The organism is Porphyromonas gingivalis ATCC 33277 (assembly GCF_000010505.1).
Taxonomy (GTDB): domain Bacteria; phylum Bacteroidota; class Bacteroidia; order Bacteroidales; family Porphyromonadaceae; genus Porphyromonas; species Porphyromonas gingivalis.
In genome coordinates, this window is sequence record NC_010729.1 from 1 (window position 1) to 15,129 (window position 15,129).

General features: G+C 51.6%; 12 protein-coding genes and 2 tRNA genes. 8 read left to right on the forward strand and 6 right to left on the reverse strand.

The features are described from left to right. Positions 1 to 1,422, forward strand: a complete 1,422-nt coding sequence (dnaA, locus tag PGN_RS00005) for a chromosomal replication initiator protein DnaA (RefSeq protein WP_004583404.1) — start codon at positions 1 to 3, stop codon at positions 1,420 to 1,422. A gap of 12 nt (positions 1,423 to 1,434) precedes the next feature. Further along, a complete protein-coding gene (locus PGN_RS00010) occupies positions 1,435 to 2,007 on the forward strand; it encodes an acyltransferase (RefSeq protein WP_004583405.1) in 573 nt (190 codons plus the stop codon). Position 2,008: 1 nt separating this feature from the next. Here the strand turns inward: PGN_RS00010 and PGN_RS00015 are convergent, their stop codons facing one another. Beyond that, positions 2,009 to 3,028, reverse strand: a complete 1,020-nt coding sequence (locus PGN_RS00015) for an acyltransferase (RefSeq protein WP_012457160.1) — start codon at positions 3,026 to 3,028, stop codon at positions 2,009 to 2,011. 79 nt (positions 3,029 to 3,107) lie between these two features. On the opposite strand from PGN_RS00015, the gene PGN_RS00020 reads away from it, so the two are divergent. Further along, positions 3,108 to 3,812 (forward strand): NAD-dependent deacylase, encoded by a 705-nt coding sequence (locus tag PGN_RS00020; RefSeq protein ID WP_012457161.1) that lies wholly within the window; start codon positions 3,108 to 3,110, stop codon positions 3,810 to 3,812. A 74-nt stretch (positions 3,813 to 3,886) separates the two neighbouring features. On the opposite strand, the gene PGN_RS00025 is transcribed toward PGN_RS00020, so the two are convergent. From PGN_RS00025 to PGN_RS12200, 5 genes are all read right to left on the reverse strand, one after another. Further along, the gene (locus PGN_RS00025) at positions 3,887 to 5,041 is read right to left on the reverse strand and encodes a metallophosphoesterase (protein WP_012457162.1); all 1,155 of its coding nucleotides are present in this window, start codon (positions 5,039 to 5,041) and stop codon (positions 3,887 to 3,889) included. 52 nt (positions 5,042 to 5,093) lie between these two features. After that, positions 5,094 to 6,473: an MATE family efflux transporter gene (locus tag PGN_RS00030; RefSeq protein WP_012457163.1), complete on the reverse strand. Its 1,380-nt coding sequence runs from the start codon at positions 6,471 to 6,473 to the stop codon at positions 5,094 to 5,096. Between the two features lie 130 nt (positions 6,474 to 6,603). Beyond that, positions 6,604 to 6,677: transfer RNA gene (locus tag PGN_RS00035), tRNA-Asn, on the reverse strand. A gap of 22 nt (positions 6,678 to 6,699) precedes the next feature. After that, positions 6,700 to 6,773 (reverse strand) — tRNA-Asn (locus PGN_RS00040). A 159-nt stretch (positions 6,774 to 6,932) separates the two neighbouring features. Next, positions 6,933 to 7,013, reverse strand: a complete 81-nt coding sequence (locus PGN_RS12200; RefSeq protein WP_353558829.1) for a DUF1661 domain-containing protein — start codon at positions 7,011 to 7,013, stop codon at positions 6,933 to 6,935. Between PGN_RS12200 and PGN_RS10930 the strand changes: the two genes are divergently transcribed. The 5 genes from PGN_RS10930 (at position 6,994) to PGN_RS00060 (ending at position 14,986) form a co-directional block, all read left to right on the forward strand. After that, positions 6,994 to 7,380, forward strand: a complete 387-nt coding sequence (locus tag PGN_RS10930) for a DUF1661 domain-containing protein (RefSeq protein ID WP_353558830.1) — start codon at positions 6,994 to 6,996, stop codon at positions 7,378 to 7,380. The two genes, PGN_RS12200 and PGN_RS10930, sit on opposite strands and share 20 nt — an antisense overlap. A gap of 19 nt (positions 7,381 to 7,399) precedes the next feature. Then, positions 7,400 to 9,979, forward strand: coding sequence for an ATP-dependent Clp protease ATP-binding subunit (locus tag PGN_RS00045; protein ID WP_012457165.1), 2,580 nt, complete (start codon positions 7,400 to 7,402; stop codon positions 9,977 to 9,979). Between the two features lie 139 nt (positions 9,980 to 10,118). Beyond that, a complete protein-coding gene (locus PGN_RS00050; RefSeq protein ID WP_012457166.1) occupies positions 10,119 to 13,130 on the forward strand; it encodes a glycoside hydrolase family 3 N-terminal domain-containing protein in 3,012 nt (1,003 codons plus the stop codon). Positions 13,131 to 13,177: 47 nt separating this feature from the next. Then, entirely contained in the window at positions 13,178 to 14,206 is a 1,029-nt protein-coding gene (locus PGN_RS00055) for a pyridoxal phosphate-dependent aminotransferase (RefSeq protein WP_012457167.1), read from the forward strand. 9 nt (positions 14,207 to 14,215) lie between these two features. Next, a complete protein-coding gene (locus tag PGN_RS00060; RefSeq protein ID WP_012457168.1) occupies positions 14,216 to 14,986 on the forward strand; it encodes a 2-phosphosulfolactate phosphatase in 771 nt (256 codons plus the stop codon). Positions 14,987 to 15,129 lie beyond the last annotated feature (143 nt).

Sequence of the window (15,129 nt, forward strand, 5' to 3'; positions counted from 1 at the left end):
ATGAACTACCACTCGACCAATGTAAATGAAATATGGGACGCGTGTCTTCGCATCCTTCAGGATATTGTGGATGAGCGAGCATACCGTACATGGTTCTTGCCTATCATACCGGTATCTATTGAGGGCGATACGCTTACCTTACAAGTGCCGAGTCAGTTCTTCTGTGAGTTTTTGGAGGGCAATTTCGTAGAGCAGCTGCGTACGGTGTTGGGGCGTGTCATAGGTCCCAACGCATCATTACAGTATAATGCCCTTGTAGACAACAGTTCGCCCAAATATCCCGGTACGGTGACATTGGCCGGTTGTGCCGACGGTGGACAGGCAGCCGAACAGTTCGATGTCAATTTGCTACACAGGCACATGCCCAATGCAGCTACCCATAGCGAAGCACAGGATTTCGACACGCAGCTCAATAGCAGGCTCAATTTCCGCAACTTCTACCAGAGCGAATGCAACTATGTAGCTCGCTCAGTGGCTGAAGCCATCGCCGCCAGCCCGGGCAATACGCCGATGAATCCATTCTTTATATATGGAGCTTCCGGTGTGGGCAAGACGCACTTGTGCCATGCCTTGGGCCTTCGTGTCAGAGAGATGCACCCCCGGTTGAAAGTACTATACGTATCGAGTCATTTGTTCGAGATGCAGTTCACTACGGCAGCCCGTATGGGGACGATCAATGACTTCATCGCATTCTACCAGCAAGTGGATGTACTGATCATCGATGACATCCAATGGTTGATCGGCAAGAAGAAAACGCAATTAGCTTTCTTCCAAGTGTTCAATCATCTCTATATGCTCGGCAAACAGATAGTTTTGACGTCGGACAAACCTCCTGTAGACCTTAACGGGATGGAGGAGCGGTTGGTCACTCGTATGGCCGGTGCTACCTGTGTCAAGATAGAACGTCCGGATTTGAAGTTGCGTCGTGAGATACTCCAGCAGCGTACGCTTCAAAGCGGTGTCCGGCTGGACGAATCGGTGCTGAACTTTATCGCCGAAAATGTCTGCGACAATGTTCGTGAACTGGAAGGCACCCTCGTATCCTTGATCACAAATTCGGTGGTTGTAGGTAAGGAAATCGACCTGACCTTTGCCAAACGGATTGTCCGCCAAGCTGTCAGACTGGAGAAAAAGGAAGTCACCATCGAGTGCATCCAGCAGGCAGTCAGCAGAGTATTTCAGGTGCAGATAGAGCAGATGAAAAGCAAGAGTCGGAAGCAGGATATCGTACAGGCTCGTCAGGTGGTCATGTTCCTCTCCAAAAAACACACGGCTCAGTCCTTGTCGGCTATCGGCGAACTGATGGGAGGACGTAACCATGCCACCGTACTCCACGGCTGTCGCTGTGTGACGAACGAGATGGAGATGAATGCCTCATTCCGTTCATCGGTAGAACGAGCCGAACAGTTGATCGCCAATTGATAGCAGGTCTTTATGATCCATCCCACAGCGATAGTAGAAGACGGTTGTGTGCTTGGTCAGGGTACACGCGTATGGCACTTCTCTCACTTGATGTGCGGAGCCGAGGTCGGGGAGAATTGCAACATCGGGCAGAATGTCGTTATAATGCCGGAGGTACGACTGGGGCGAGGCTGTAAGGTGCAGAACAACGTTTCTCTGTATAGTGGTGTCGTATGCGAAGATTACGTATTCCTCGGACCGAGTTGTGTATTTACCAACGTGATCAATCCTCGCGCCTTTATTGAAAGAAAATCCGAATACCGCCCCACTCATTTGCACGAAGGCGTCTCCATCGGAGCCAATGCCACTATTCTTTGTGGTATTACGATAGGGGCTTATGCCATGGTAGGCGCAGGAACCGTGGTGATTAGGGATGTACCGCCCTATGCCTTGGTAGTGGGCAATCCTGCTCGCCGGATCGGTTGGGTAAGCCGCGCCGGTCACCGCTTGTCGTTCGATGACAAGGGGATGGCCGTCTGTCCTGAAACGGGCGAACGATATAGAGAGGTCGAAGAAACGGGTACAATAGAACCGGTATCGGACTGATCTACACCAAATAGCGGCATATCGGCAACCGCTTCATCAGCCGCACAACTCCCCAAGAAACGAAGAAAACCAATCCTACACGGATCGGTATGTTGAGCCATGCGCATTGCATCAGGCTGGGGGTGGTCAGTACAAGTATTTTTGTCACCACGTTCAGCACAGCGATGTGTACTAAGTAGATTCCTAAAATATCCCCCTGCATTTTCCCGATCCGCGCCAATTTTCCTCCACATCCTCCCCAAGAAACGAAGAACGCGAAGAGACTGATAGCAGAAAGAACAATCAAAGGAGAGAGATTACGGTAGAAGTATAGCCCTTCGCCGTGCTCGAAAGCGTACCGACTTGCGAAGAAAAGAGAAATCGTAGAGAGTCCGTACAAGGAAAGAGCCGGTAAAGAACGCTGCGGAGCATGGCACTTCAGGGTATAACCCACAAGGAAATATCCCAAATAATCCGGCCAAAGAAAAAGGAAAAAGCGGTTGTAACCGAGTATGTAATCGTAGGTGTTGGACAATATCCCCAGCAGTAGCAATATGGTAGAGAGAGTCCAAAGTCGTTTACGAGCAGCCTTCTCTCCATCGGCTTCGCACCTGCGAATTATTTCGTTGAGCAGAGGAACGACTGCATAAAGTCCCAGCAGCATCACCACATACCACAGATGAACGAATGAGCGTCCCTGCCAAAAGCCGGCAAGGTAGGAACCTATATCATCGCCCTTGAGCCACAGCCACAGCCAATAGAACGGAAGCCAAAAAGCGAGTAGTACCAGCAGTCGCGGTATTCGTTTCCGATAGAAATCTCCCCACGTCTCATTGCGTCCCAAGACAAAAGCCCCGCTGATAATGACGAATATAGGAACGGCCGGCTGCACGACCGCCTCCCAGCATAGACCGGCTATAAAGTTTGCACCCTCAGCCACTCCTTCGAGAACGTATTCTCCCGAAGTATGGATGCCGATTACCATCAATCCTGCCAGAACTCGCAGGACATCGACGGTGGTATTCCTCCCCTTGGTAGTCATAACTATCTGATAATTGCAGACAAATATACGGGGACTTCTCTTTATCTTTGTCAATAAACCCCTAAACGAAGGATACGACATGAATAAGAAAAGACTCGTCGTCTTGAGTGGCGCAGGCATGAGTGCCGAAAGCGGCATATCGACTTTTCGTGATGCCGACGGATTGTGGGAGAATTATCCTGTCGAGGATGTGGCCTCTATCGATGGGTTTAGGCGCAATCCTGCCCTCGTTCTCAAGTTCTACAATGCACGCCGACGCGACTATGCCGGATGCAAACCGAATGCAGGCCATATTGGTTTGGCGGAAATGGAGAAGGAGTATGATGTAAGAATCATCACGCAGAATGTGGATGATCTGCACGAGAGAGCAGGCAGCACACGCGTCATTCATCTGCACGGAGAGTTGATGAAGAACAGATCTGTGGCCACAGACAGTGTGCTCTATCCCGTAGACCCGACCAATCCCGATCTGCATGTAGGAGATCTGGCACCCGACGGCTGTCAGCTACGGCCGTTTATTGTGTGGTTTGGAGAAGCCGTTCCGATGATAGAGCCGGCCATCGAAGAGGTAACACAGGCAGACATTCTCGTTGTCATCGGCACCTCTCTCAACGTTTATCCGGCTGCCGGACTATTGAATTATGCTCCTCGCAACTGCCCCATCTATCTGATCGATCCAAAGCCTGTGCGCAGCACCTCCCGGCAAGACATTCGGTATATCCATGCTCCTGCCACGGAAGGCGTAAGGATGTTGCGGCAAGAACTCCGTGATATAGATCGCTAAAAAAACACTAACCCCAAGAACCTGCCATCGTAGTGGTTCTTGGGGTTAATTGTATTTGTTCGTTTTTCGGAAGGCTAATGAACCGGTTTGTTTTCGGAGGCAAACCGAACATTCAGAATGACGATCTCACTCTCCGTGAAAACACGAATAGCCGGTCCGGCCGCTCCTACTCCTGAACTGATATAGAACTGCGTATGCCCTTTGCGAAGATAGCCCCATGATTTTTCAAAAGCCAGTTGGGTCAAAATCGTAAACGGCCAGATCTGTCCGTTGTGCGTGTGCCCGTACAGAGCCAAGTCCACACCGGTCATCGCCACGCTGTCGAGCTTGTGCGGCTGGTGATCGAGCAGGATAGAGGCCTTAGTGGTATCGACATGTGGCATAAGCTTGTGCAGCGGAGCACGGAATACATTCGTGCTATCGTCCCGTCCTATCAGATAGAATGCATTGCCCGGGGTGACAACCTGATCGATCACCAGATGGCCAATCGAACGGAACCACTCGCGCTTCTCTACTTCGTCCGCCCTATATTCATGATTGCCCAGTACATAGTAAGCCCCCATGGGAGTCTCATCCTGTAGGCGGCGCATATACTCCGTGATGCTGTCCCGACGAGCATACCTGCCATGATAGTCGATCATATCCCCACCGATCAGAACAATATCCGGACGTTCGGCCAAAGTCCTCTCCACCATCTCGCGGATATGGCCGGCCGTCACCGTTTCGCTAATATGAATATCCGTGAGCAGGGCTACTTTCATGGACTGCCTTCCATCTATGGCAGGTCTGTCCAGACGAATGTCCATATGCTTTACAACGGGATAGCGCACGATATTCAGTCCATGTATCACGAGTAAAGCCGAGGACAAACCTATGAGAACGAACAGCCCCAATCGGATGCGAGCCTGCACTCTTTCGGACAGCCTGTCGAATCTGTGCAGGAAACGCTTGTCCACGACACGGGCAATCTCTACGATCACCATGGCAAACATGGCATAAATGGACATGACAAACCAGAAGCCTGTGACAGACATAATGCAGCTCATCACGGCATCGGGCAAAACCCTGTTGCCGGCAAACCCTATTAGATACAGGGTGAATACTACACCCATCAGAAGGTGAAAACCTTTGCGCCAAAGGCTCTTTTGCGGTAGGGCCTGTCCTCCTCGGTATGCGATGTAGAGGGTCAGGAGATATTGTAGGAGAAAGGCTTCGAGAAATACTTTCATCGTTCCGGTAAGATTATCTGAGTCATGAAAAGGATTCGGTTTTGTAAGGCAATTACTCGGCGAAAGTAGTTTTTTTCGATTGATTGAAATGCTTCATCTGTATGGTAATTAGCACAAAAGACAAAACGACCGAGGCCAGATCGCTGATCGGCAGACTCCACCACACGCCGTCCAACCCCATGAATCGGGGGATAATCAGCAAACAGGGAATCAGGAAGATGATCTGGCGCGTCAGGCTCAGGAAAATAGCCTTATGGCTGAAGCCGATGCTTTGGAAGAATTGCGTCGTGGTAACTTGAAAGCCGACCAGAGAAAGCCCGATCAAGGCCGTGCGAAGAGCCGAAGCAGATAGCTCTATCATCTGTTCGCTATTGGTGAATAGACTCACGATCGTCCTCGGCATAAGCATAGCCAGAGCAAAACCGAGAAAGCTGACCAGTAGATTGACGCCACAACTGTAGCGATAGGCCGACTTCACCCGTCCCGGATTTTTAGCCCCGTAGTTGAAACCTACGATCGGCTGCATCCCCTGAGCCACACCGATGATAATCATGAAAAAGAGCATGGCATAGCCATTGATAATCCCGAATGCTCCGATGGCCAAGTCGGTAGCATCTGCTGTCTCGCCGTAGGATACGAAAGAACGATTCATGATGATATTGACCAGACTGCCCGTAAGGTGCATGGCGAAGGGTGCTACCCCTATAGCCGTTATGCCGCCGATCACCGGCAGGGACAGGCGGAAAGCCGAGCGGTGGAAACGTACGATACTGTCCTTACGGAAAAAGTGCGAAAGGACGTAGACCGAACATACTATCATGGAGATGACAGTCGCTATGGCGGCTCCGCTTATCCCCATCCCCAACGGATAGATGAAGATGTAGTCCAGCACCACGTTCGTCATAGCCCCGATGATCATCGTAATCATGGCCTTGCGCGGATAGCCCGAAGCTCTCATGATAGCATTGTAGCCGAAGCTCAGAGCTGAGAAAATATTGGCAGGAACCACGTATTGGAGGTATTCCATGGCATACGGCAACGTACGTTCGCTGGCTCCGAACAGCCGAAGCAGCGGCTCCATGAAGATATAGCAGGGGATAATGGTCAGGGCTTGTGTGAAGAAGGTCAGGAAGATGGCATTGGCCAGTGTGTGTTCGGCCTCCTTTATGTCTTTTCTCCCCAGCAGGATAGAGACCCTCACGGACGCACCGGCCCCTACCAGCATACCGAAGGCCATCAGGAAGATCAGGATTGGGAAGGTGATAGCCAAGCCCGACAAGGCATATTCGCTCACCCCGTTCCCGATGAAGATACGGTCTACGATGTTGTATAGCGAATTGACTGCTGTGCCCACCACCGCCGGCAGAGCATAGTGAAACAGCAGTTTGGGTATCTTTTCCGATTCTAATGCTTGGATCTGTTGGGACGACATAAATTACCTCTTTATGCTCCGGATCGTTATCGATCCGGGAGTGAAAAAGCCGGCAGCATATACTGCAGAGCTTCCCCTCCTATACAAAACAGACCGAAAACCCTCTCGGACTTTCGGTCTTGTTCGATTGCTCTTCCTCTTGGACTTGAACCAAGGACCCTCTGATTAACAGTCAGATGCTCTAACCAACTGAGCTAAGGAAGAATAGAAAAACGGCTTGTGACAGCGCTTTCTCTTGGGCTCGAACCAAGGACCCTCTGATTAACAGTCAGATGCTCTAACCGACTGAGCTAAGAAAGCCTTTCGTTTTTCGTGATGCAAAGGTAGTGCATTATCCCAAACATGCAAGAGGTTCCGCAAAAAAAATACATTCAGATATTACAACCTTCTCGCTACCCCATCCGTTGGGGCATCTCATCCATATTCATGACAGAAAAAGGGCCGCCGCCTCCAAACGGTTTAGGCTCGTGAATTTTCCATTTCGATGTTCCGAAAAACGTGGCGCGAGAATTTTTTCGTTTTGGTTCCACAAGTTTTTATCTCCCGAGCCGAAACGAAAAATTTTACGCGCGTGTTTTTCAGGATTTACGAACCACAATCTCGGCATTTTCGGTTCGAGAATCAAGTTTCCAACAAACCACGGACTTCGATCGCTCCCCTATGCAATAGCAAATCTGTGAGTGCCGGTTCATCCGGAAGCAAGAAACTTTTTTCTTGTTATCGTTCAAGAACGGAAAGTCTGTGCCGAGCGATTGGCACAAGTCCTTCCCGGCCTGTTAGAGATCGAGGACTGTCAGCCAATCGGACTTTCGCATCGGTCATTATGACAGACGAGGAAGTATTGAACACCCGCCAAACGGTCATTGTTATGCTTAAAGGGATAAATCCGAATCGTGCGGCACGATAATTGCAATACGTAGTTAGAGATGGCATACGACTTTACACAAACATTCCGCAACAGCCTGGAGTACAGCTATCAGGAAGCAACCCGTCTCGGCGTCGTAGCCGTGACGCAGGATATGCTCGTACTCGGTATCATTCGCGACGGAGACAATGGCGCGATCGACATCATGCGGCACTATGGGATCAACTTGTACGAACTCAAACGGTTGATCGAGTTGGAAGCCATCGCCGAGAGTTTGCCTGCTTCGCCTGAGGGATTGCCCATCTTCACCCCTTCGGCTCGGGAGGCTATCGATGATGCCACAGACATCTGTGCCGACATGGAGGACGAGGCCGTCAGCCCGGTCCATCTGTTGCTGAGTATCCTCAACTCGACACAGGAGAGCTTAGTACAAAAGATATTTATGAAACAAGGTATAAAATACGACACCATCCTGTCGGATTACTTCGGACAGCGCAACCCCTCCGAAGGGAAGTCTCCCTCCGAAATGGAGATCCTCGACGGGTACCAAGACAACGACTTCGACGACGAAGAGGACGAATCCTCTCCGCCTTCCGGAAATAGCGGGACAGGCGGAGGCTCCGGCGACGCCCCCGAACAGAATACCGGCGGAGGTGATACTACCACCACGACACGGAGTGGAGGCGACACGCCTGCACTGGACACCTTCGGCACCGACATCACTGCCATGGCGGCAGCAGGCAAGCTCGACCCGGTAGTGGGTCGGGAGCAGGAGATCGAAAGGGTGATACAGATACTCAGCCGGCGCAAAAAGAACAATCCGGTGCTCATCGGCGAACCCGGTGTGGGCAAGAGTGCCATCGTGGAAGGACTGGCCGAACGCATCGTGAACAGGAAGGTGAGCCGTATTCTTTTCGACAAGCGGATCATCAGCCTCGATTTGGCTCAGATGGTAGCCGGCACCAAATATCGCGGACAGTTCGAAGAGCGGTTGAAAGCCGTGCTCGACGAGCTGAAGAAGAATCCGCAGATCATCCTCTTCATCGACGAGATACATACCATCGTGGGAGCAGGCTCTGCAGCCGGATCGATGGATACGGCCAATATGCTCAAACCCGCTCTTGCCCGTGGACAGGTACAGTGCATCGGAGCCACTACGCTGGATGAGTATCGTAAGAACATAGAAAAGGACGGAGCACTCGAACGCCGCTTCCAGAAGGTGCCGATAGCCCCCTCGACTGCAGAAGAAACGCTGACCATCCTGCAAAACATCAAAGAGAAATACGAGGACTATCACGGTGTACGCTATACGGACGAAGCGATCAAAGCGGCAGTGGAACTGACCGATCGCTATGTATCCGATCGCTTCTTCCCCGATAAGGCAATAGATGCCATGGACGAGGCCGGCGCGAGCGTCCATATCACCAATGTGGTGGCTCCGAAAGAAATCGAGATACTGGAGGCCGAATTGGCATCGGTGCGAGAGAACAAGCTCTCGGCCGTAAAGGCTCAGAACTACGAGCTGGCTGCCTCCTTCCGCGATCAGGAGCGGCGCACTCAGCAGCAGATAGCGGAAGAGAAGAAAAAATGGGAAGAGCAGATGTCCAAGCACCGCGAGACGGTGGACGAGAATGTAGTGGCGCACGTAGTGGCGTTGATGACAGGCGTTCCGGCTGAGCGGCTGAGCACGGGCGAAGGCGAACGTCTGCGCACGATGGCAGATGATCTCAAGACCAAAGTAGTAGGTCAGGACACAGCCATCGAAAAGATGGTGCGTGCCATCCAGCGCAATCGTCTGGGACTTCGCAATGAAAAGAAACCGATCGGTTCTTTCCTTTTCCTCGGCCCCACGGGGGTAGGCAAGACCTATTTGGCCAAGAAGCTCGCCGAATACCTGTTCGAGGATGAGAATGCCATGATCAGGGTGGATATGAGCGAGTATATGGAGAAGTTCTCCGTATCGCGTCTCGTGGGTGCCCCTCCGGGATATGTGGGCTATGAAGAAGGCGGCCAACTGACGGAGCGCGTAAGACGCAAACCCTATTCCGTAGTTCTCTTGGATGAGATCGAAAAGGCGCATGCCGATGTCTTCAATCTGCTCTTACAGGTGATGGACGAAGGTCAGCTGACCGACAGTCTGGGACGGCGCGTGAATTTCAAGAACACCGTGATCATCATCACCTCCAATGTGGGTACACGCCAGCTCAAAGACTTCGGGCAGGGTATCGGGTTCCGTTCGGAAAAAGACGAGGAAGCGAACAAGGAGCATAGCCGTTCCGTGATCCAAAAAGCTCTGAACAAGACGTTCAGCCCCGAATTTCTCAACCGTTTGGACGATATCATCCTCTTCGACCAACTGGGCAAGACGGAGATTCGCCGGATGGTGGACATAGAGCTTAAAGCCGTCTTGGCGCGCATCCATCGTGCCGGATACGACCTCGTCCTTACCGATGAAGCCAAGGATGTGATAGCGACGAAGGGATACGACCTCCAATACGGAGCACGACCGCTCAAGCGCACACTCCAGAACGAAGTGGAGGATCGCCTCACGGATCTTATCCTCTCCGGACAGATCGAGAAAGGGCAGACGCTTACGCTCTCTGCTCGCGATGGCGAGATCATCGTACAAGAACAAGCATAACAACTTTCTCTACCTTTTACTCTCTTTCGAGCGAAGGAGACGACAACGGAAGCAAAGCTTCTTTTGTCCGTCTCCTTCCTTTTTCTTGTAGAAGGGAAGGCTCGGATTCGGCCACCATTTTTATGTACATTTGTAGGGTATGAAACGATTTCTTTTCTCCGCCATCACAATACTCTCTCTCTCGGTGCTGTACACAGCTACGGCACCGGCCCGCACGAACATGGGTGCCATGCATGCCCAGCAGTCCAAAGACTATCCCTTTCTCCTCTTCGGGGGAGTCGAGAGCAAAGATGTCAAACGCTGGGTTGACGACCGCATGAAGGCTATGAGCACGGAGGAAAAAGTAGGCCAACTGCTCATGCCGGTCGTCTATCCCTCTTTACAGGAAGAAAAAGTAAAGCAAGCCGAACAGCTGGTGCGCACCTGCCACATCGGGGGCATACTCTTCCAAAAGGGTACACTCTCGGAGCAATACACGATGACTCGCCGCTTGCAGGAAGCAGCCGGCACCCCTCTCCTCATAGCACTGGACGGTGAGTGGGGTTTGCACATGCGTCTGAAAGATGCCCCACGCTTCCCTCGCAATATGGGCTTGGGACACCAAAAAGACAATCAGCTCCTCTACAACTATGGTCGGGAGGTAGCGCGCCAATGCCGGCTGATGGGGATTCATATCAATTTTGCCCCGGTGCTGGACGTGAACAACAATCCGAAGAACCCCGTTATCGGCACGCGCAGCTTCGGCGACAACCCACGCCGAGTAGCAGAAAGAGGGATTGCCTATGCACAAGGATTGGAGGATGGAGGTGTGATGGCCGTGGCCAAGCATTTCCCCGGACACGGCAATACCACAGAGGACTCGCACAAGACCTTGCCCACGGTCTTTGCCTCCCGAGAGGAATTGGAGAATACTGAATTGTTCCCCTTCAAAGAGTTTTTCCGAGCCGGTCTCAGCGGAGTGATGACCGCTCACCTCAATGTTCCGGCTTTGGAAGCAAAGAAAAATACGCCCTCCTCCCTCAGTCATGCCATTTGCACCGATCTGCTCCGGCAGGAAATGGGTTTCAAGGGGCTGATCTTTACGGACGGATTGGCCATGCAGGGAGTACAGACAGCCGGTTCTCAACCGATCTCCGTCCGTGCCATATTGGCCGGCAATGACATCCTCCTCGGTCCGGTGGACCCGGTCAAGACTTTCTCCGAGGTGCTGGCCGCAGTGGAAGACAGAACGATAAGCAAAGAATTGCTGGACGAGAAATGTCGCAAAATTCTGGCCTTCAAGTATGCGCTCATCATTTGTAAGGGAATATCCAAGGAGGTGCCGGCAGAGGAAGTGGTACGACAGGTAAACAACCGTGAAGCGGAACGGATGTCGGAAGATCTTTGGCGGGCGTCCATTACGATTCTCAAAAACAAGAAGCAGTTCCTCCCCCTCTCGGAGGAAAACCGTGTTGCATGCGTCAATCTGGATGGTGCAGCCTCCAATACTTTTACACAAGAGCTGGGGCTTACGAGCAAGGACTGCTATTCCTATGCCAAGGGCAGCAACAGTACACGTACACAAGAGTTGCTCTCCAAACTCAAGGGGTACGATGCTGTGATCGTCACAGTTCGACATACACAGCCGGACTGGGCAGGAACGTTTCTCCACCGGCTGACGGAACAAAACCACACTGCCATCGTCTTCTTCACATCGCCCTATGTAGCCGACAGGATTCCGGTGGCTATGGACAAAGCACGGGCTATAGTCGTGGCATATGAAAACGTAAAGGAGGCTGCTCGAATGGCAGCCTACAAGATTCGGGACAGAGTTGTGGTATCCTCGGGCGGTGGGATCCCGGTCGTTCAGGAAGAGGAGGGCACTGATCCGACAGCGAACATGATGCCGCCGACCGAATTGTCGTCCGGCCTCATCCCGATGCCGGCGGTAGACCGCATAGCGAAAGAAGCCCTAAGGCAAGGGGCTTTCCCCGGTTGTCGTATCCTCGCTGTCCATCGAGACAAGGTGGTATATGACAAAAGCTTCGGCACTCTCGACGGATCGGCACGTGGAGGCAAGGTATCTTCTTCCACCATCTACGACTTGGCATCCGTCACCAAGGTCGTAGCCACTACTCCGGCTGTGATGCTATTGGTTCAGGATGGAAAATTGAAGCTCTCCGACCGGCTCGGAACGCTATTGCCTCGTTTTGCCCGAACAGACCTCAAAGACATCACCGTACAGCAGCTTCTACTTCATGAAGCAGGCCTTCGGCCATCGATCAATTTCTACGAATCTCTGATAGACAGTAGCAGTTTGGACGGCAAGTTGCTCTCTCCCCGGCGGAGTTCGGGATGGGTTCGAGTAGATACCAATATGTGGGGCAATCCATTCTTCGGATTTCGCTCCGATTTGGTTTCCGGGCAATTTCGGCCGGACTATCCGTTTCGTTTTTCTTCCAATCTGTATCTATCGAAAGAGGTCAAAGAAATTGTCCTCAATACCATCGCTTCTACCCCTCGTAATGGAGTCGGACGCTACAAGTATTCGGATCTGGGGTTTATCCTGCTACAGCAAATTGTGGAAAAAGTATCGGGCAAGAGCTTGAACGTCTTTGTCGAAGAACGTATATTCCGCCCCATCGGAGCCGGTTCGCTCGGTTATCTTCCACTCGATAAATATTCCGTTTCGCGCATTGCACCGGCACAGAACGACAAATTTCTACGTAAAAGCATCGTCCGCGGTACCGTGGACGACGAAGCTGCTGCATGCCTCGGAGGTATATCGGGCAATGCAGGTGTTTTCGGCACTGCGGAGGACGTTGCCCGTGTACTGGACATGTTCATTCATGAAGGCACTTACAAAGGCCACAGAATCATCGATCAAAAGATCTTCCGACTGTTCATAACGACTCATGGCAAGGGCAACAGGCGTTGTCTCGGATTTGACAAAGGCCGGGCGAGTATGGCAGAATCGGCGTCAGGCTCCACCTACGGGCACACAGGGTTTACCGGCACATGCGTTTGGGTCGATCCCGAGAACGAACTTATCTTTGTATTCCTTTCCAATCGGACTTACCCCAATCGGCTGAACAAGACACTGATGACGGCAAGCATACGCCCCAGACTGCATCAAGCAATATACGAGGCTTTGGGAATAGCGGAGCAATGAGACCGGAACAAAATAGAAACATACAATAGAGAGAAGGAGACAGAACTATGATTTTTGGACATGGAGATGAAGGCATTACACCCTTATCAAGCGAAATAGTCAATTTCAGTACCACTGTCTGGACAGATGGCGATAAAGATCATCTGGAGAAACATCTGGTAGAAAACCTCAACTGTATTCGGCACTACCCCGAGCCGGATGCCGGTACGCTCAGGCAGATGCTTGCCAAGCGGAACAGCGTGGACAATAACGCCATACTTGTAACCAACGGACCCACGGCGGCCTTCTACCAAATAGCACAGGCTTTCAGAGGGAGCCGAAGCCTCATAGCCATTCCTTCTTTTGCCGAATATGAGGATGCTTGTCGGATGTACGAGCACGAAGTCTGCTTCTATCCTTCTAATGAGGACATAGGCGAGGCTGATTTTTCCAATATGGATTTCTGCTGGCTTTGTAACCCGAATAATCCCGATGGCAGACTACTGCAGCGGACAGAGATCCTGCGTCTGCTCAACGATCATCCTGACACGACATTCATCCTCGACCAGTCCTATGTATCGTTTACGACCGAGGAAGTGATTCGTCCGGCCGACATCAAAGGACGAAAAAACCTTGTCATGGTCTATTCTTTCAGTCATGCCTATGGGATACCGGGGCTTCGCATCGGCTATATCGTAGCCAATAAAGATTTTATGAAGCGTGTGGCGGCTTTCAGTACGCCGTGGGCGGTAAACGCACTGGCTATAGAGGCTGCCAAATTCATCCTTATCCATCCTGCACAATTCACTCTGCCGATCCGCAAGTGGCAACGCAATACGGTAGATTTTATCACAGCCCTGAATCGCCTCGATGGTGTAGAAGTACATCCCTCAGGCACCACGTTCTTCCTCCTTCGGCTCAAGAAAGGAACAGCGGCCGAACTGAAAAAATATATGCTGGAGGAATATAATATGCTGATTCGGGATGCTTCCAATTTCCGTGGTCTCGATGAATCCTACGTCCGAATCACCACGCAGCGACCTGCTCAGAACCAGCTTTTCATCAAAGCTCTGGAGACATTCCTCGAGAAATACTAAGAATAGCAGATGCTGCAGATCAGTCTCTGTCCTTCTCCTGTACTCTATCCATATTACAAGACGGAGCAAGAAGAGTACACGGTTGTCATCGTGGATATCTTCCGTGCCGGTACCACCATCACGACGGCACTGATGAACGGTGCCGTAGGCATCATCCCGATTGCAACCGTTGAGGAGGCGGAAATCTATGCCGGGAACGGGTTCCTCGTAGGAGGCGAGCGAGGAACGAAGCGATTGCCTTTCGCTCGTTTCGGCAATGCTCCCGAAGAGTACACTCGCCAGGCGGTAGAGGGGAAACAGCTCGTACTATCGACGACCAACGGTACCCGCGCTGCCGACATAGCTGCCGGAGCCTTGCACGTTATTATCGGGGCTTTTATCAATCTGGAAGCTGTCGCTCGCTATTGTATCGCCAAGCAGAAGCCGGTCATGGTACTGGCTTCGGGCTGGCAAAACAGGATGAGTACGGAGGATTGCCTGTTCGCCGGTGCTTTGGCTGCTACGATTGTCCGGCTTGGAGAGGAGGTCATTTGCGAAGACGGAGCGTCAGTTTTCCAAGAACTCTGGGGTAACTACAATACACATGAGAAGCTGACGGCCTACCTGAACGGTCGCGATCATTACGAACGCCTGCGCGCCAATAAATTGGAAAGAAGTGTTCCCTATTGCACTTCACTCAATCTCACAGAAATTGTTCCCGAACTGACCTTCAAAATTTCTGCCGCATCAACGGATTGCCCGGCTAACCGACTTTTCTTACCCGTCACTCCACCTTTCTAAACCATCCGAACAAATCTTGTCGGAGTACGGCATCTTTTTTCACCGCAAACCATCCCTTTTCTCTCTACGCTCTCAGGCAATACCTTTTGGTACGAGATTGAAGATTATGCCGAGGAATACGAAGAAGTGTTGAAAAGCCGGTA